This is a genomic window from Oscillibacter sp. MSJ-31 (assembly GCF_018918025.1).
Taxonomy (GTDB): domain Bacteria; phylum Bacillota; class Clostridia; order Oscillospirales; family Oscillospiraceae; genus Hominicoprocola.
The window spans coordinates 1-17,877 of the sequence record NZ_JAHLPT010000030.1 but is presented as its reverse complement, the minus strand read 5'-3'; the positions used below and the strand labels follow the sequence as shown (position 1 = coordinate 17,877).

The following is a 17,877-nucleotide window of genomic DNA, read 5'->3' as shown; positions in this document are numbered from 1 at the left end:
AAGCGGCTGCCTGAAATGGTAATGCGGTGTCAAACCTTCAACGCCCCTTTCAGGGGCTACGGTCGTAATAGCCCCTTTTAGGGGCAGACCAAACCACCAGTTTACTGGTGGTTATGATTCACAGGAAGTTGGCGAATACCGAGGCGCCGACCACGGTCAGCAGTCCGGCCACGACGATGGACAGGCCGCTCATCGCGCCCTCCACCTCGCCGATCTCGATGGCCTTCGCCGTGCCGAGCGCGTGCGCGGCGGAGCCGATGGCCACGCCCTTGGCGATCGGCTCGGTGATGCGGAACACGCGGCAGACGGCGACGGCGATGACGTTGCCGAGGATGCCGGTAATGATGATCATGGCAACGGTCAGCGTCACATAGCCGCCGAGCTCCTCAGAGACGCCCATGCCGATGGCGGTCGTGATGGACTTCGGCAGGAGTGTGACGTACTCCTCATGCGAAAGGCGGAAGGCGAGGCTCAGTGCCAACACGCTGCACAGCGTGGTGAGCACGCCCGAGAGGATACCGGCGAGAATGGCCCTCCAGCTGCTGCGCAGCAGCGCGAATTTCTCATAGAGCGGGACGGCGAGGCACACGGTCGCCGGCGTGAGCAGGTAGCTGAGGTACTTCGCCCCGGCGTAATACACCTCGTAATCGATGTGCGCGGTGACGAGCACAAGGATCGTGACGATAACAGAGAGGAGCAGGGGATTGAAGAGCGCCAGACGGAAGCGCTTTTGCAGCACCACGCCGAGCCCGTAGGCAAGCAGGCTGAGCGAAACGCCGAAAAAGACGGAGTGTTCAAAAAATTCCATGCTCATACCTCCTTGCCGCGGCGCAGGAAGAACTGCGTGACGCGGCCCGAAACGACCATGACCAGCACGGTCGTGATAACGGCGATGGCGAGATAGGCGAAGAGCTTCGCGCGGATGATGCCCCACGAGGTCATCAGTCCGGTGGCAGCGGGAATGAACATCAGCGGCATGATCTCGATGAGAAAGAGCGCCGTATCGCGCACGTCCTCCAGACGGAAGACGCGCAGCTGCAGGCACAGGAACATCAGCACCAGCCCGTAGATGCTGGCGGGCACGGGGAGGGGGAGCAGGTAGTTGAGCACTTCTCCGGCAAAGGAAATGAGGAGAATGATGCCGAATTGCTTGACGTATTTCATAGGCGGCCTCTTTCGGGAAAAATAGAACTTGATTATAGGCGCAGCGGGGAGGAATGTCAATGCGCCGCGCGGCTTTTCTCTCAAATGAAAAGAGACCGCCCCGCGGGGCGGCCTCTTCCTGTTGAATCCGTATAGCTCACACGCCGCTTGCGCCGTAGTTGGAGAGCACGCGGGCGGAGGGATCCTTGACGTCGCAGCCCTCCCAGTCCTTGTTCGGCATCCAGAAGTCCTTGACCATCTCGGCCTGACCGGGGTAATACTTCTCGAACAGCTCGCGGTAGAGCAGGCTTTCCTTCGTGAACGGCGTCGCAAAGGAATACTGCTTCCGCTTTTCCTCGTACTCCTCGTCGGTGTACAGGCTCTCGGCGTACTCCTTGAGATCGTCCACCATCGAGTGGCCGACGGCATCGGAGAAGGCGGCCTTCTGCCGCCAGAGGATGTCCTCGGGCAGGATGCGGTCGGCGGCGAACGCCTCGCGCAGCAGGTACTTGCCCATGTGGTAGCTGTTGACCTTGAGCTTGGGATCAATGCTCATCACATATTTGACGAAATCGAGGTCGCCGAACGGCACGCGCGCCTCGATGGAGTTGACCGCGATGCAGCGGTCGGCGCGGAGCACATCGTACATATACAGCTCGTCCACGCGCTTTTTCGCCTCCTGCTGGAAGGCTTCGGGCGAGGGCGCGAAGTCCGTGTACTTGTAGCCGAAGAGCTCGTCGGAGATCTCGCCCGTCATAAGCACGCGCACGTCGGTCTGCTCGTGGATGGCTTTGCAGCACAGGTACATGCCCATGCTCGCGCGGATGGTGGTGATGTCGTAAGTGCCGAGCATGGCCACGACCTCCTCGAGCGAGGCGAGCACCTGCTCGCGCGTCATGATGACCTCGGTGTGCTCGGCACCGATGAAGTCGGCGACCTCGCGGGCGTACTTGAGGTCGATGGGGTCAAGGTCCATGCCGATGGCAAAGGTGCGGATCCTCTTGCCGAGGAGCTTGGCGGAGATGGCGCAGACAAGGCTGGAATCCAGACCGCCGGAGAGCAGGAAGCCGAGCGGCGCGTCGGCGTCGAGCCGCTTTTCCACGCCCGCGATGAGCTTCTCACGGATTTTTTTGCACACGGTGTCCAGATCGTCCTTGGAGTATTCCGTCACCGTGGTGAGGTCAGCGTAGCGGACGAATTTGCCGTCGGCGTAGTAGTGGCCCGGCGGGAAGGGCATGATGCGCTCGCACAGACCGACGAGGTTCTTCGCCTCGCTGGCGAAGAGGATGCCGCCGTCGGCGAGATAGCCGTAGAAGAGCGGACGGATGCCGATGGGGTCGCGCGCGGCGACGAGGCGGTCGGCCTTGGCATCATAAATGATCATGGCAAACTCGGCATCGAGCTTGGCGAACATCTCCACGCCGTACTCGCGGTAGAGGGGGAGAATGAGCTCGCAGTCGGACTCGGACGCGAAGGTGTAGCCCTTGGCCTCCAGCTCCTTTTTGAGCGGACGGAAGCCGTACAGCTCGCCGTTGCAAACCGCCATGTCGCTGCCGAGGTGGAAGGGCTGCATCCCCTCCTCGTGCAGACCCATGATGGCAAGGCGGTGGAAGCCGAGCATACCGCGGCCGGCCTTTTCCATTCGGCTCATGTCGGGACCGCGGGAAATGGTGCGGTCAAAGTAAGGACGGATCTCCTGCTCCGTCAGGGTGGGGGAATCAAAACCGATGATAGCGCACATAAAAAGCACCTCCAGATAAAATAAAGCAGCGACGTCCTGTAAATTTTAGGACGAATCGCTGCGTATCCGTGGTGCCACCTAATTTGCCGATCCAAGGACCGGCCCCTTTGCGGGGTTCCAACAAACCCCTGTGCCTTAACGCCGCACGCCGCGTCTTTCCTACCGGGCCGAAGCCGTTCAGATCGCTGCTCCCGAGTGTTATTCGCATGGCCTCTGTGTACCGGGCTCCCACTGTCCCCGACTCGCTGTGACCGAATGGCGCATGGTACTTGTCTCGATCGTTGCATTTCGCTTTATTGGATTGAATGAGTGAATTATAGTCTTGCGGGAGCAAATCGTCAATATTGCAGATATCCAACATTTTGCACAAAATTTTTACAAATTTTCGGCTGTTTGCATAAAAAGGGCGGCCTGCCTTGGCAGACCGCCCGAGAGAGCCTTTTTACTTGTGCAGCAGGGGGGAGAGCGGCTTGTAGATCAAAAAGCACAGCGCCACGTCGAGCAGGCCCTTGAAAAATGTGAAGGGCATATTGAAGGTCAGCAGGCACTCAAGCAGACCGTCAGCCGAGGGACGGATGGCCTGGTACATCCCGATGATGGTCTCGAGCGGCAGGTGATAGCACACGACGTAGGCGGGGTAGACCACGAAGTAGTTCAGCGGAACGGAGAGCACCGCCATGAGCAGCGTGCCGATGACCGCGCCGAGCAGCGCGCCCCGGCGGGACTTGTTGCGCCGGTAGACAAAGCCGGCGGAGAAGGCGAACACCGACCCCATGAGGAAGTTGAACAGCTCGCCGACGTAGGCGGACAAGGTGCCGTGCAGCACGGCGAAGAGCAGGTTTTTCAGAAAGGCCACCACCACGCCGTAGACGGGGCCGAGCGAAAACGCGGCGAGCAGCTCGGGAAGGTCGGAGATGTCGAGCTTGACGAAGGCGGGGATGAGCGCGGGGATGGGAAATTCGATGAACATGAGCACAAAGGCGACGGCCGAGAGCATGGCGGTGACCGTTACCTTGTGCGTGCGGCTGCGGCCCGCGGCGCGGGCGGAGGGGATGGCGTTGACGTTGGGTTCGGACATGAAAAAACACTCCTTTTGTTCATTTTCCTTGAAAGAACGAGTCTTCCAAGGTGCATGACGCAAAAAGAGCGAGGGAATTGCGTGGTAACAGCGCGCAGCACATCTTCTCTCATCCGGACTGTGACCGTCGGTTCCGGAATCGCACCGGATCGTGCGGCAAAAAATGCCGCTTGCGGACTATACCGCCGGTGGGGAATTTCACCCCGCCTCGAAGACCTGTATTTCAAGTTTGACTAAAGCATAGCACAGCGTTGGAAAAAATGCAAGAGGAAAAACAACACTTTACAAATAAAAACGAATGTTCTATAATAAAAAGAAAACAACGAGGGGAGGAATGCGTGTGCGCGGAAAACCGGTGAGCTGCTGCTTTACGGGCCACCGCCCGGCGAAGCTGCCGTGGGGGACGGATGAGAGCGACGAGCGCTGCCTGCGGCTCAAGGCGCGGCTGCGCGAGGTGATCGCACGCGCCGTAGAGGACGGCTACACGCACTTTATCTGCGGCATGGCGGAGGGCTGCGACCTCTACTGCGCTGAGGCGGTGCTGTCACTGCGCGAGCGCCACAGCGAGGTGACGCTCGAGGCGGCGATCCCCTGCCCGACGCAGGCGGACGGCTGGAGCGCGGCGCAGCGCGAGCGCTACCGCCGGATTCTGGAGCAGTGCGACTATGAGACGATGGTGCAGGAACGCTACACGCGCGAGTGTATGCAGCGGCGCAACCGCTACATGGTCGACCATTCCGACCTGCTCATCGCTTTGCACGACGGTCTGCCCGGCGGCACGCGCTACACCATCGAATACGCCCTGCGCCGCGGCGTGAACATCATCGACGTGCCCATCGAGGAATAGAAAAAGGACGGCGCAAGGCCGTCCTTTTCTGTTTTCTTTCAGACGTCGAACACGCCCATGATGGCGATGCCGATGACCACGAGAGCGATCATCGCGTAGTGCTTCCACGAGAGCTTTTCCTTGAGGAACAGGCGGCTCCACAGCACGCTCGCCGCGCAGTAGGAGCTGATGATGGGCGCGGACATGGCAAGGTGCTCGGTGTCCGCGATGGCATAGATGTAGGCGAATTGGCCCGCAGTCTCGCAGACCGCACCGAGGTACTTCGGCGCTTCCTTTTTGGGAATAAGGCGGTCCCTGCGGATCAGCACGACGTAGACGAAGCACACCACGGCGGCAAAGAGGAACGTCAGCTCATAGGCGACGTTCGCGCTGCCCTCGTCGAGCGTTTCGAGCACGCGGTTGTCCGCGAAGGTGCCCGCCGCGTCGAGCAGGCAGTAGGCCACCGGCAGCGCGAGGGCAAGAAAGCTCTTGGCGTACTTGCGGTTGCCCTCGGCCTGACGCGCCGCGCGCAGCTCGGGGTCCTCGGTCGCATCCACCACGCCGAGGCCGATCGCGCCGACGCACACGAGCAGCACGGCGAAGATGGCGAGCGGGGAATAATCCTCGCCGCCGAGGAACACAAGCGTCATCACGGCGACGAGCGCGCCGGAGGAATTGCAGATGGGCGACGAGACGGACAGCTCAATGTACCGCAGCCCCAGATAGCCGAGCGTCATCGAGCCGATGTAGAGCAGCGACACGGGCAGGTAGGTGAGGATGATAGAAAAGCTGATCTCTGTCCCGCCGACGAAGATCTCAAACGCCGCGTGCAGGCCCATGACGACGCCGACTGCCATGACCATCTTGAGATGGCTGAGACGGTCGTCCTCGTCGCGGCAGCCAATTTTGGAAAAGAGGTCGCTGCCGCTCCAGCAGAGCAGCGCGATGAGAGAAAGCCAGAACCACATATTGAATTGTCAAACTCCTTTATTTCTGTCAGTATTTTGAGATCAAAAAACGGACAGCCTCCGGCGGGGGTCTGCGCCGGAAATGACGGTTGGTGAGGGGAGTCCTTCGGATCAGCATAGCAAGACCCTCCTGACAATATAGAGTCAGGGCAGTGTGACCAGCCCTGCGTCAAGCATTTTTTGCAGCGAGAGCAGCACGCCGAGCTTGGCGTGGTACCAGGTCAGGCCGCCCTGGTAGTAGACCGCGTAGGGCGGACGGATGGGGCCGTCGGCGGACAACTCGATGGAGCTGCCCTGCACGAACGCGCCCGCCGCCATGATGACCTGCGAATCGTAGCCGGGCATATCGCCGGGGACGGGGTCCACATAGCTGTCCACCGGTGCGGCGGACTGGATGCCCTTGCAGAAGGCGAGCATCCCCTCGGGGCTTTTCAGCTCGACGCATTGGATGATGTCGTGCCGCTCCTCGCTTGCGGCGGGAACGACGCGGAAGCCGAGGGACTCGTACACGGCGGCGGTGAACACCGCGCCCTTGACCGCGCCGGAGACGACGTTCGGCGCGAGGAAGAAGCCCTGATAGAGCGAGGGCATCAGCCCGAGGTTCGCGCCGACCTCCTGCCCCAGCCCGGGCGCGGAGAGGCGGTAGGCGCAGCGGTCCACGCACTTTTGCGTACCGGCGATGTAGCCGCCGATGGGCGCGAGACCGCCGCCGGGGTTCTTGATGAGGCTGCCGACGATCATGTCCGCGCCGACGTCGCTCGGCTCGAGCGTTTCGACGAACTCGCCGTAGCAGTTATCGACCATGATCGTCACATCGGGCTTGACCGCGCGGCAGACAGCGATGGCCTCGCCGATCTGCGCGACCGAGAGCGTCGGACGCGGCTGGTAGCCCTTGGAGCGCTGGATGTGGATGAGCTTCGTTTTCGCCGAGATGGCGGCGCGGATGGCGGGAAGATCAAAGCTGCCGTCGTCGAGCAGATCGACCTGCCGGTAGCTTACGCCGTATTCGGCGAGCGAGCAGGGCGAGGGGCGGATGCCGATGACCTCCTCGAGCGTATCGTAGGGCTTGCCGGAGATGGCGAGCAGCTCGTCGCCGGGCAGCAGGTTCGCGCTCAGCGCGACGGCGAGCGCATGGGTGCCGCAGGTGATCTGCGGGCGAACCAGCGCGGCCTCGGTGTGGAAGGCGTCGGCGTAGACGCGCTCTAAATTGTCGCGGCCCTCGTCGTCGTAGCCGTAGCCGGTCGAGGCGGCGAAGTGCGTGGCGTTGACGCGGTTCTTCTGCATCGCGGCGAGCACCTTCGCCTGATTGATCTCCGCGCGCGCGTCGATCTCCGCGAAGCGGGGGCGGAGCGTTTCGAGTATTTTTTCGCCGTAGGCGAGGACTTCCCCGCTCACGCCGAGGGTCTTATAAATTTCAGCCGCTGTCATATCAAGGCTCCTTTTTCAATGTATCGGGAAACTGCACGCCGTTGCACTTGAGGACGAAGCGCAGCGGGTAGTCGCGGTCGAGGTAGTTTTTCTCGAACCACACATAGGTCGCGACGGGGAGCTGGCGCAGCTCGGGGGCCTCGCAGCGCAGGGCATCGAAGGTCATGCGGTCGCCGGAGAGCAGCGCCGCCGCGACGTCCATCTGCCCCTCCGCGCGCAGACGGTCGAGGCAGGCGTCCAGAATGACGGCGCAGGCGCGTTCCTCGTCCGTCTCGGCGTAGTCCTCGCGGTGGGCGAGCCAGTAGAGAAATTCATCGGGGTCGAGGTCGAGATGCGTCGTGACCTGCGAGAGCTTGTAGAAGCCCGCGCGGTCGTTCGCCTTGAGCACGTCGATGAGGTAGGCGATGAGGTTTTCGTCGAGCATCAGGCAGTCGCAGAACACCTCGAAGGCGTGCTTGCCCGCGTCGGGATCGGGGGTCGGCTCGTCCGCCTCCCCGGCGGGAGCGGGCGGCTCCTCCGACTGCGGCGCGCCGCCGAGCGCCATGCGCGCGAAGAGCGCGCGGGCGAAGTCCTCCTCATGGAAGCCGTCTAGCAGACCGTCCGGCAGCGCGTCGCCCGCTGCGCGGGCGCAGCGGCGCACGAAGTCCGGCACGCTGACGTTTTTCAGCGCGGCCTGCAGGCTCATCGCGCGCTCCTCGGGCGTTTCGCCGCTGAGGGCAATGCCCTCGGGCGCGGCAAGCGTACCCTCGCACAGCGCGTTCATATACTTGAGGTAATAATCGCAAAGCTCCATCGTGATGCTCCCAAATTTCAAAAGTGAATACAATGTATCATACCGTGCGGGAAAAAGCAAGGGCCGCGCTTGCAAGGAGCGGACGGATATGGTAAAATCAAAATGAACTCATAGTGCGTGAGGAGAAAAGGAAAGGAGGAAGCAGGCATGAAGCACAAGCGAAGCCTTGAGGCGCTGATCGTCGGCTTTGTGCTGACCATTGCGGTCAGCTTTTTCAGCACGAAGATAGCGGGAGCTGTCCTCGCCGTGTCGCTTATTCAAATGTTTCTCTTTTACCGCTGCCCGCACTGCGGGTACGGGCTTTACAATGTCCACGGCTGGATGCCGAACTGCTGTCCCAACTGCGGCGAGGATCTGTAAAGCGAAGCCTGCCGCATCCGCGTGAAGGGAGTGTGAGCCATGCGAAGGACGCGCCGCAGCGGCGGATTTTTACCCTGTCTGCTGCTCAATCTGCTGCTGAATTGGGAGGGCGTCATCCCTGCGGCGATCTTATTTGCGCTGCACCGTTGGCGCGGCTGGCCGCTCTGGTGGGCGGGGCTCGCGCTCGCGCTGTGGATCGGCGGCATCCTGCTGTGGATGCTCGTCATCGGCTGGGCAAGCGACTGCGGCAGCCGCCGCGACGAGGCGCGGGAGAACAAGAATCCCTACTCCTCTAAGCAGTACCCGAACAGCGGGTCTGCGGCAGACAAAAAGACGGAATAGACAGAACGGAAAATGCGCGAGCGTCACCGCTCGCGCATTTGCTCAAAGAGGGCAAGATTCTTCCGCAGCCGCTCCTCCTGCGGCGAGCGCTCGACGGCCTTCCGGCAGGCATCGGCGGCGTTTTCCGCGTCGCCGAGATGGGCATACGCCAGCGAGAGCAGGTCGTAGGGCAGACTTCCCCAAGCGTCCGCCTCGCAGATGTAGGTGCGCGGGCGCTCCGTGATGGCAAGCGCGGCGCGCAGCACATCGACCAGCCCGTACCAGCGCTCCTGCGCGTAGAGGAGCTGCGCGTAGTCCATGTACGGCTCGCGCAGGTGTGGAGCCTCCGCGACGGCGCGGTGCAGCCAGCGCTCCGCCTCGGTGTCCTGTTCAAGCGCGCGCAGGCAGCGGGCGATGTAGCGCATCGACGCGCAGCGTTCGTCCGCCCAGACGGCGGAGGGCAGCGTCAGGTGCCGCGCGAGCGTTTCAATGGCCTTCTGCCACTCGCCGCGGAACATATACTCCCGCCCGAGGTAGTGGCAGTTTCGGTCGTTCTGCGGGTCCTCCCGAACGGCCAGCTCCAGCAGCGGCAGATATTGCCCGCGGGACTTCGTTTCGTCGGGGTGATGGTCGAGCTGCACGCCGGCCGCGTCCACGAAGCGCTCCGCGCCCTCGCCGGTGTAGGCAAGCGTCTCATGCACCGGACTTGCCCAGCGGTAGCAGCCGTTTTTGTGAATTTTATCCGCCCAGAACACCATGCCCTCGCTGCCGTCGGGGCGGAAGCTCCAGGTGTAGCGGTAGCGGGCGCGGGTGGTGTCCGGCTGCCATGCGCGCTCCAGCGCGGCGCGCCAGCCGGGGTGGAACTGCTCGTCGAGGTCGATGGCGCAGCAGATGTCCGCGTCGGCGGGAATGAGCCCCAGCGACTCGTTCCGCGCCGTGTCGAAGCGCCACGGCGAGACGACCGTCTCGCCCACAATGGCTCCACGTGCGCGGAGCTTTTTTACGGTGTCGTCGCTTGAGCCGGTGTCAAGCACGCAGACATAGTCGGCCTCGGACATTGAGTCCATGAAGCGATCCGCGAATTGCGACTCATTTTTGCAGATGGCGTAAACGCATACCTTCAAGAAAAAACCTCCCTGTTATGTAGGCGGCGCGGGGATCCCGCGCCGCGTTGCTTTTCTTCTCTCAGGTGGCGAGCAGACCTGCCGCGCGCAGACTGGCGAGCAGCGCGTTGAGCTGAGCCGCCGTGTTGCCGGGATCGGTGGTGTCTGCGACCGCCGCCGCGGGACTGATCGTCGCCGCAGGGCCGGTGGGGCCGACAGGCCCCTGCGGACCGTCAGCACCGACAGGACCCTGCGGGCCGGTAGGCCCGGTGGGTCCGATGGGACCGGCAGGACCGACAGCACCGGCGGGGCCAGCAGCACCGACCGCGCCGGTCGCGCCGGCGGGACCCTGCGCCCCCTGTGCGCCCTGCGGACCCTGCGGGCCGGCAGGACCCGTGGGACCCTGTGCTCCCTGCGCGCCCGCCGGACCGGCAGGACCCTGCGGGCCTTGCAGACCCTGCACGCCCTGCGGCCCCGTGGGACCGATGGGACCGGGAACGCCCTGAATGCCCTGCACGCCCTGCGGACCGGTCGGCCCGATCACGCCGTAGGGCGGATACGGAGGCGGCGGGGGAGGCGGGAACGGACGCGGGCAGCACTGCTGGTCGCAGCCGCAGTTGTTGCCGCAATTACCCTGATAACGATTGATAGCGATCACCCTCCTTGATTTTTCGGCGGTGTGCCGCCGAAGCGCAGACGATACGCCTGCGTTTCAGTCTATGCGCGAGGACGCAAAAGGGTCCCGCCGTGTACGCGGCGGGACCCTTTGAAAAACGGTATTTTCTTGTGCGCGAGGCTTACAGCGCGGCGCGGAGCGCCTCCACGCGGTCGCACTTCTCCCATGCGACGCCAAGCTCCTCGCGGCCCATGTGACCGTAGGCGGCGAGCTGACGGTAGATCGGGCGGCGCAGGTCGAGGTCGCGGATGATGGCGGTCGGGCGCAGGTCAAAGACCTTCTCGACGGCCTCCTCGAGCTTCGTATCGGCGACCGTGCCGGTGCCGAAGGTCTCGACGAGCACGCTCACGGGATGCGCCACGCCGATGGCGTAGGCGAGCTGCACCTGGCACTTCGACGCAAGACCGGCAGCCACGATGTTCTTGGCGATCCAGCGCGCGGCGTAGGCGGCGGAGCGGTCCACCTTCGTCGGGTCCTTGCCGGAGAAGCAGCCGCCGCCGTGCGGAGCGCTGCCGCCGTAGGTATCGACGATGATCTTGCGGCCCGTCAGACCGCTGTCGCCCTGCGGGCCGCCGATGACAAAACGGCCGGTCGGGTTGACATAAATTTTCGTTTCGCCGTCGAGCAGGCCCGCGGGGATGGTGGGCTTGATGACCAGCTCGATCATATCGCGGCGGATGGTCTCCAGCTCCGCCTCGGGCGCGTGCTGCGTGGAGACGACCACGGTGTCGATGCGCTTGGGCTTGCCGGCCTCGTCGTACTCGACTGTGACCTGCGTCTTGCCGTCGGGACGCAGATAGTCCACAAGACCCTGCTTGCGCACCTCGGTCAGGCGCTTGGCCATCTTGTGCGAGAGTGAGATGGCCAGCGGCATCAGCTCCGGCGTTTCGTCGCAGGCGTAGCCGAACATCATGCCCTGGTCACCCGCGCCGTTGTCGAGGTCGCTCGCGCCGCTTTCCTTGTTCTCATAGGAGTTATCGACGCCCATGGCGATGTCGCCGCTCTGCTCGTCGATGTTGGTGATGATGCCGCAGGTGTCGCAGTCGAAGCCGTATTTCGCGCGGTCGTAGCCGATCGAGCGGATGACCTCACGCGCGATCTTGGGGATATCGACGTAGCAGCTCGTCGTGATCTCGCCCATGATGTGGACAAGGCCGGTGGAGACAGTCGTCTCGCAGGCGACGCGGCCGTTGGGATCCTTTTCCAGAATGGCGTCGAGCACCGCGTCGGAGATCTGGTCGCAGATCTTGTCAGGATGCCCTTCGGTGACGGACTCGGAGGTGAATAAACGCTTTGCCATGATTCTTCTTTCCTTTCTTTTCTCGCGGGAGCACAAAAAAAGCGCTCGGCCGAATCGGTCGAGTGCGAAAACTTTTTGCTTTCCCTCATCTTTCGATTCGTTCGACGGATTTGGCACCTTGCGCTGCAGGTTGCCGTGGTATCATCGGGCCGTTCCCTCCACCACTCTTGATGAAGTATGAACTTGTCTGGTATTTGCTGAAATTATTCTACCCGGATTCCCATGTGATGTCAACAGATATTTCAAGAATTTGTGCAAATGCTTGACTTTGCCCTTTCTTATGCTACAATAGCCACAGCAAGAAATGCGAGAGTCATCGGAGGACCTGCGGCCGCAGCCGCAGCGGTCGAGAAGATGTCGGATGCGTCCGGTCAAAAAAGAGACCGGATTTTTTTTGCTCATTTTCAAGAGGGGAGAGAGTGTCATGGTATTCAGCAGCGCCAGCTTTCTGATCTTTTTCCTGCCGTGCTTGCTTGTCCTGTATTTCCTTGTGCCGCGGCGCTGCCGCTATCTGAGAAACCTTATCCTGCTGGCCTTTTCGCTGGCGTTCTATGCCTGCGGCGGGCCGAAATTTCTGCTGCTCATGCTGCTCTCCATTGTCATCAACTACGCCGGCGGGCTGCTGGCGGGACCGGCGCACCGCCCAAGGACGCGGCGGCTCGGCATGACGCTTGCCGTAGTGCTGGGGCTTGCGCTGCTGGGCTGGTTCAAGTACGCTGGCTTCTTCGGCGAGATGCTCCACGCTCTGCTGCCGGTCGTTCCGGTGCCGCAGGTGACGCTGCCCATCGGCATCTCCTTCTTCACCTTTCAGGGCCTGAGCTACGTCATCGACGTGTACCGCGGCGACGCCGCGGTGCAGCGCGACCCGCTCAAGCTCGCGCTTTACATCGCCTTCTTTCCGCAGCTCGTCGCCGGTCCCATCGTGCGCTACACCACCGTCGCGGAGGAGATCGACGAGCGGCATGAGTCCGTCTCCGAATTCTCCGCCGGCGCGGTGCGCTTCCTCTTCGGCCTTGGCAAAAAGATGCTGCTGGCGAACGCCGTGGCGCGGATCGCGGACGCGGCCTTTGCCGCCGCCATGCCCTCGGTGCTCTTTGCGTGGCTGGGCGCGGTGGCGTACACCTTCCAGATCTACTTCGATTTCTCCGCCTATTCCGATATGGCCATCGGCCTCGGGCGAATGTTCGGCTTCCACTTTTTGGAGAATTTCAATTACCCCTACATCGCGCGGAGCGTCACGGAGTTCTGGCGGTGCTGGCATATTTCGCTCTCCACCTGGTTCCGCGACTATGTGTATATCCCGCTCGGCGGCAACCGCTGCTCGAGGACGCGCAATGTGTGGAACCTCTTCGTCGTCTGGTTCCTGACCGGAATGTGGCACGGCGCGAGCTGGAATTTCATCGCCTGGGGGCTTTGGTTCTTTGTGCTGCTCGTGGGGGAAAAGTTCCTTTGGGGCAAGGCTCTGGAGCGTCTGCCGTCGCTCGTGCGCCACGCCTACGCGATGGTGCTGGTCGTATTCAGCTGGGTGCTCTTCCGCGCCGAGACGCTCACGGCTGCGGCGGCTTACTTCGCCGCCATGTTCGGCAGCAGCGGCGTGTGGTGCGGCAGCCGCGTCGTCTATTACGCGCTGGAGTTCTGGCCGGAGCTGCTGTGCTGCTGCATCGCCGCGCTGCCGGTGAAGCAATGGCTGGAGACGGCGCTTCAAAAGCGGGACGCCGCGCCCGCCCGCGCCGTGCTGACGTGGGGGCCGAAGCTCGCGGCGATGACGCTGCTGGCGTGCTCGTACTGCAAGCTCGTCACGGGATCGTTCAATCCCTTCATCTACTTCCGGTTCTGAGAGGAGGCGCCGACATGAAAAAATTCAGCGAGTGGGCGATGGCCCTGCTCTTTTCCGGCACACTCCTGGTTCTGATGGCAGCGACCATCCTGCTGCCGAAGGAGCGCTACTCCTACTACGAAAACCGCAACCTCTCCGCCTTCCCTGAGATCAGCGTCGAGAGCATCGCAAACGGTAAGGTCTTCGGCGAACTGGAGACCATGTTCTGCGACTATGCCGCCTGGCGCACCGCCGCGCTCCGCGCGGTGACCTGGTGCGACCTGAATCTTTTTCACCGCCCCGTGGTGAACGAGGTCGTCGTCACGCCCGACGCGCTGCTCGAGGAGCTCTACACCATGCCCGACACCGCCGAGGACATTCTGCGCGAGGCCGACGCCGTGGCGGCGGACAACGCCGCGCTGCGCGATCAGATCGAGGCTTACGGGGGATACTATTGCTATCTCGCCGTGCCCTGCCAGTACGCCTACTACGAGGACGAGTATCCCACCTACCTCGAAAACCGCGCTGCCTACACCGCCGCCGAGCGCGCGGCGCTCCGCGAGGCCATGGAGGCGCGGGGCATCGCCTATGTGGACATGGGCGAGATCTTTGATGCCGAGGGCCATCTGCCGGAGTTCAGCTCAAAGGTGGACAACCACTACGGCCTGCGCGGCGCGTATGTGACCTACCGCGCGGCGGCGGAGCGGCTCGCGGCGGACGGCTGCGCGCTCCGCGTCCCCGAGGAGGGGACGGACGTGATCTTCTCCGCGCTGCCCAATCCCTACATGGGCTCGCGCACGCGCAAGCTGCTCGGCCTGCGCGGCAGCGATGAAAAGCTCCTCACGGCCTCGTTCGCCGAGGACATCCCCTTTACCCGCTTCGATAACGGCGCGGCGGCGGGGGCCACGGTCTACGCGCTTCCGGGCAGCGACGCCGAGCCGCTGACCTACGGCCTCTACATGGGCGGCGACATCGCTGAGACGGTCATCCGGACCGACCGCCCCGAGCTTCCCAACGCCCTGATCTTCGGCGACAGCTTCACCAATCCGGTGGAGTGCCTTGCCTACTACAGCTTCAACGAGCTGCGCTCGGTCGACCTGCGCCACTACACGGCGCAGAGCCTGAGCGACTACATCGCGGCCTATCAGCCCGACGTGGTGCTGTGCGTCCGCGACTATCAGAGTCTTCTCCTGCGGGAGTTCAACGGAGATTTCTTCAGTTAACTGCCGCAAAAGCCGGACAGAAAGGAGACGGAACGCCTTGCGGATCGCGCTTTCCGACCACTTTACCTACCAAAAGCTTCTGCGCTTCACGATGCCCAGCATCGTCATGATGATCGTCACCTCGGTCTACAGCATCGTGGACGGCTTCTTTGTCTCCAACTGCGTGGGCAAGAACGCCTTTGCCGCGCTCAACCTCATCTTCCCCGTGCTCATGGCGCTCTCCGCCTTCGGCTTCATGGTCGGCACCGGCGGCAGCGCCCTCATCGCCAAGACCCTCGGCGAGGGGAAGACGAAGGAGGCAAACGGCATCTTCTCGATGCTCGTCGCGATCCTGGCGGTCGGCGGCGGGGTGCTCGCCGCGGTCTTCTTCGTGTTCATCCGGCCGATCTCCTATGCCGTCGGCGCGACGGAGCTGACCATCGACGACTGCGTGCTCTATGGGCGCATCCTGCTCGTCTCGCTGCCGCTCTTCATGCTGCAAAACAGCTTTCAGAGCTTCCTTGCCACGGCGGAAAAACCGGGCTTCGGGCTGAAGGTGACAGTGTTCGCGGGACTGACGAACGTGGTGCTCGACTTCCTGCTTGTCTACGTTCTCTCCCTCGGCCTTGCGGGCGCGGCGCTCGCCACCGCCCTTTCGCAGGCGGTCGGCGCGGCCATTCCGCTCGCCTACTTCCTGCGCGAGAACGACACGCCGCTGCGGCTCGGACGTCCGTGCTTTGACCTGCGTGCGCTTTGGCGGGCCTGCTATAACGGCTCGAGCGAGATGGTGAGCAATCTTTCCGGCTCGCTCGTCGGCATCCTCTACAACGTGCAGCTCATGGCCATCGCGCAGGAGGACGGCGTGAGCGCCTACGGCGTTCTGATGTACGTCGACTTCATCTTCAAGGCATTTTTCTTCGGCTATTCCATCGCCGTCACGCCGGTCGTCGGCTACCACTACGGCGCACAAAACCATGCGGAGCTGAAAAGTCTCCTGCGCAAGAGTCTGGTCATCACCGCGCTCGCGAGCCTTTTGATGACGGGCGGCGCCATTGTCCTCGCCGGTCCCATCGCCGACCTCTTTGTGGGCTACGACGCGGCGCTGCACGATATGACGGTCAACGCCCTGCGCATCTACTCCGTCTCGTTCCTCGTCTTCGGCTTCAACATTTTCGGCTCGGCGTTCTTCACCGGGTTGAACGACGGCACGGACAGCGCGCTCATTTCGTTCCTGCGGACGCTGGTGTTTCAGGTCGCGGCGATCTTGCTGCTGCCGAGGTGGCTGGACATCAACGGCATCTGGCTCGCCGTCACCGCCGCGGAATCGCTCACGCTGCTCGTCACCGTTTCGCTCCTTGCCGCGAAACGGAGAAAATATCACTACTGAGCCGAAAAATTCCCGCCGCGCGGCGGGAATTTTCGCGGAATTTATAATTTGGTAATGATTTTTTCCGCCGCATAGGGTACAATGCAGGATAAGCTATTTTCACGATCGGAGGGATCGACCTTGAATTCTCTGCGCCGCCGCATCGACCGCTTCTGCGTGCTGCATCCGAACTTCGGCATTCCGAACCTGATGCTCTACATCGTCATCGGCAACATCGCCTTCTATCTGCTCTCCCTGTTCTCCACGCTTGACGGAGGCTCCTTTTACTCCATTCTCAGCTTCAGCTGGGCGGGCCTCAAGCAGGGGCAGCTCTGGCGGCTGCTGTCCTTCAGCTTTCTGCCGATGACCACCAGCCCCTTCTGGCTGCTGGTGAGCTGCTATTTCTATTACTGGATCGGCTCGACGCTCGAGCGTGAGTGGGGTACGGCGAAGTTCACCATCTACTACCTCAGCGGTGTGCTCCTCACAGCGCTCGGTGCGACCATCACGAGCCTGATCACCGGATACGACTGGCAGGTGGCGGGCGCGGAGTATGTGAACCTTGCCATGTTCTTCGCCTTCGCCACGCTCTATCCCGACGCGCAGGTACTGCTGTTCTTCTTCATTCCGGTCAAGATCAAGTGGATGGCCATTCTGGATGCGTGCTACTTCGCGTACATCATCTTCTTCTGCGCCGCCTCCCGCTATTGGATCGGCGTGGTGCTGCCGCTCGTGGCGCTGCTGAACTTCTTCGTGTTCTTCGCGCCGGAGCTGGGGCGCTTTGCCAAGCGGGAGCAGACGCGGACCAAGCAGGCGGCGCACTTCCACAACGCCGTCCGCCAGACGCAGCGCGAGCAGCAGAGTCAGGGCTACCGCCACAAGTGCGCGGTCTGCGGCCGCACCGACGTCACGAATCCGGAGCTGCAGTTCCGCTACTGCTCGAAGTGCGCGGGCTACCACTGCTTCTGCTCCGACCACATTTTCAACCACGTCCACTTCACGGACGAGAATCCCTAAGGAGGCATTGTTATGGCATTGACCAGAGAACAGGCATGGGAGCTGCTCAACGAGTACAACAAGGGTGAATTTCATCTCAAGCACGGTCAGATCGTCGGCGACGTGATGCGCTGGTACGCAAATGAACTGGGCTACGGCGACGAGGCCGACTTCTGGGAGACCGTAGGTCTCCTGCACGACCTCGACTTTGAGATGTATCCCGACGAGCACTGCATCAAATCGCAGGAGATCATGCGGGAAAAGGGACTGGATGAGCGCCTGATCCGCGCGACCGCCAGCCACGGCTACGGCCTGCATTTCGACGGCCTGCCCGAGCCGCAGCACGAGATGGAGAAGGTCCTCTTCGCCGCCGACGAGCTGACCGGCCTCATCGGCGCGGTCGCCCTCATGCGCCCAAGCAAGAGCGTGGACGACCTTGAGGTCAAGTCCGTCAAGAAGAAGTACAAGGACAAAAAGTTTGCCGCCGGCTGCTCGCGCGAGGTCATCGAGCGCGGCGCGGAGATGCTCGGCTGGGATCTGGACACGCTCATTGAGCGCACCATCCTCGCCATGCGGGCGAGCGAGCACGTCGATTGACACGAAAAAAAGCGGAGACCGCACTGCGCTGCGGTCTCCGCTTTTTGTATACCAAAACCACGCGTTAGACGCGTGGTTCGGTAAGAATTAAATAGTTGAGGAGAAAAAACTCCTTCTGGTAAGATAAAGATGCGGTCTGCCAACTGCAACTTATAAACCAGAA

At 62.3% G+C, this 17,877-nt stretch carries 17 protein-coding genes and 2 riboswitches; of the genes, 8 read left to right on the top strand and 9 right to left on the bottom strand.

All coding sequences use genetic code 11. From position 1 onward, the window contains the following. Nucleotides 1-118: 118 nt before the first annotated feature. The 4 genes from KQI17_RS12470 to KQI17_RS12455 all read right to left on the bottom strand — a co-directional run bounded on the left by KQI17_RS12470 (nt 119) and on the right by KQI17_RS12455 (nt 3,962). Nucleotides 119-808, bottom strand: a complete 690-nt coding sequence (locus KQI17_RS12470) for an LrgB family protein (RefSeq protein WP_022018439.1) — start codon at nt 806-808, stop codon at nt 119-121. Nucleotides 809-810: 2 nt separating this feature from the next. After that, nucleotides 811-1,164 (bottom strand): CidA/LrgA family protein, encoded by a 354-nt coding sequence (locus KQI17_RS12465; RefSeq protein WP_216496536.1) that lies wholly within the window; start codon nt 1,162-1,164, stop codon nt 811-813. A gap of 136 nt (nt 1,165-1,300) precedes the next feature. Then, entirely contained in the window at nt 1,301-2,884 is a 1,584-nt protein-coding gene (asnB, locus tag KQI17_RS12460; protein WP_216496535.1) for an asparagine synthase B, read from the bottom strand. A gap of 442 nt (nt 2,885-3,326) precedes the next feature. Then, nucleotides 3,327-3,962, bottom strand: coding sequence for an ECF transporter S component (locus tag KQI17_RS12455; RefSeq protein ID WP_216496534.1), 636 nt, complete (start codon nt 3,960-3,962; stop codon nt 3,327-3,329). 97 nt (nt 3,963-4,059) lie between these two features. Beyond that, a riboswitch (FMN riboswitch) is annotated at nt 4,060-4,182 on the bottom strand. 114 nt (nt 4,183-4,296) lie between these two features. Here KQI17_RS12455 and KQI17_RS12450 point away from each other — a divergent pair. Further along, on the top strand, nt 4,297-4,809 hold the full coding sequence (locus tag KQI17_RS12450) for an SLOG family protein (RefSeq protein WP_216496533.1): 513 nt from the start codon (nt 4,297-4,299) through the stop codon (nt 4,807-4,809). 38 nt (nt 4,810-4,847) lie between these two features. Here KQI17_RS12450 and KQI17_RS12445 read toward each other — a convergent pair whose 3' ends face one another. The 3 genes from KQI17_RS12445 to KQI17_RS12435 all read right to left on the bottom strand — a co-directional run bounded on the left by KQI17_RS12445 (nt 4,848) and on the right by KQI17_RS12435 (nt 7,977). Next, nucleotides 4,848-5,756 (bottom strand): DMT family transporter, encoded by a 909-nt coding sequence (locus tag KQI17_RS12445; protein ID WP_216496532.1) that lies wholly within the window; start codon nt 5,754-5,756, stop codon nt 4,848-4,850. Nucleotides 5,757-5,900: 144 nt separating this feature from the next. Then, on the bottom strand, nt 5,901-7,184 hold the full coding sequence (locus KQI17_RS12440; RefSeq protein ID WP_216496531.1) for a methionine gamma-lyase family protein: 1,284 nt from the start codon (nt 7,182-7,184) through the stop codon (nt 5,901-5,903). Nucleotide 7,185: 1 nt separating this feature from the next. Further along, the gene (locus tag KQI17_RS12435; RefSeq protein WP_216496530.1) at nt 7,186-7,977 is read right to left on the bottom strand and encodes a hypothetical protein; all 792 of its coding nucleotides are present in this window, start codon (nt 7,975-7,977) and stop codon (nt 7,186-7,188) included. Between the two features lie 147 nt (nt 7,978-8,124). On the opposite strand from KQI17_RS12435, the gene KQI17_RS12430 reads away from it, so the two are divergent. After that, complete coding sequence (locus KQI17_RS12430) at nt 8,125-8,337, top strand: hypothetical protein (protein ID WP_216496529.1); 213 nt, start codon at nt 8,125-8,127, stop codon at nt 8,335-8,337. Between the two features lie 39 nt (nt 8,338-8,376). Next, nucleotides 8,377-8,679 (top strand): hypothetical protein, encoded by a 303-nt coding sequence (locus KQI17_RS12425; RefSeq protein ID WP_216496528.1) that lies wholly within the window; start codon nt 8,377-8,379, stop codon nt 8,677-8,679. Nucleotides 8,680-8,702: 23 nt separating this feature from the next. On the opposite strand, the gene KQI17_RS12420 is transcribed toward KQI17_RS12425, so the two are convergent. Together KQI17_RS12420 and metK are read right to left on the bottom strand one after the other, a co-directional pair. Then, nucleotides 8,703-9,782, bottom strand: coding sequence for a glycosyl transferase family 2 (locus tag KQI17_RS12420; protein ID WP_216496527.1), 1,080 nt, complete (start codon nt 9,780-9,782; stop codon nt 8,703-8,705). Between the two features lie 776 nt (nt 9,783-10,558). Further along, nucleotides 10,559-11,737 (bottom strand): methionine adenosyltransferase, encoded by a 1,179-nt coding sequence (gene metK / locus KQI17_RS12415; protein ID WP_216496526.1) that lies wholly within the window; start codon nt 11,735-11,737, stop codon nt 10,559-10,561. Nucleotides 11,738-11,819: 82 nt separating this feature from the next. Further along, nucleotides 11,820-11,914: riboswitch (SAM riboswitch) on the bottom strand. 247 nt (nt 11,915-12,161) lie between these two features. On the opposite strand from metK, the gene KQI17_RS12410 reads away from it, so the two are divergent. From KQI17_RS12410 to KQI17_RS12390, 5 genes are all read left to right on the top strand, one after another. After that, on the top strand, nt 12,162-13,574 hold the full coding sequence (locus tag KQI17_RS12410; RefSeq protein WP_216496525.1) for an MBOAT family protein: 1,413 nt from the start codon (nt 12,162-12,164) through the stop codon (nt 13,572-13,574). 14 nt (nt 13,575-13,588) lie between these two features. Next, nucleotides 13,589-14,776: a hypothetical protein gene (locus KQI17_RS12405; protein ID WP_216496524.1), complete on the top strand. Its 1,188-nt coding sequence runs from the start codon at nt 13,589-13,591 to the stop codon at nt 14,774-14,776. A 37-nt stretch (nt 14,777-14,813) separates the two neighbouring features. After that, nucleotides 14,814-16,142, top strand: a complete 1,329-nt coding sequence (locus KQI17_RS12400; RefSeq protein ID WP_216496523.1) for an MATE family efflux transporter — start codon at nt 14,814-14,816, stop codon at nt 16,140-16,142. Nucleotides 16,143-16,262: 120 nt separating this feature from the next. Then, the gene (locus KQI17_RS12395) at nt 16,263-17,138 is read left to right on the top strand and encodes a rhomboid family intramembrane serine protease (protein WP_216496522.1); all 876 of its coding nucleotides are present in this window, start codon (nt 16,263-16,265) and stop codon (nt 17,136-17,138) included. 12 nt (nt 17,139-17,150) lie between these two features. After that, nucleotides 17,151-17,714 carry a hydrolase gene (locus tag KQI17_RS12390; protein WP_216496521.1) on the top strand — a complete coding sequence of 188 codons (564 nt, stop codon included), beginning with the start codon at nt 17,151-17,153 and terminating at the stop codon, nt 17,712-17,714. Nucleotides 17,715-17,877 lie beyond the last annotated feature (163 nt).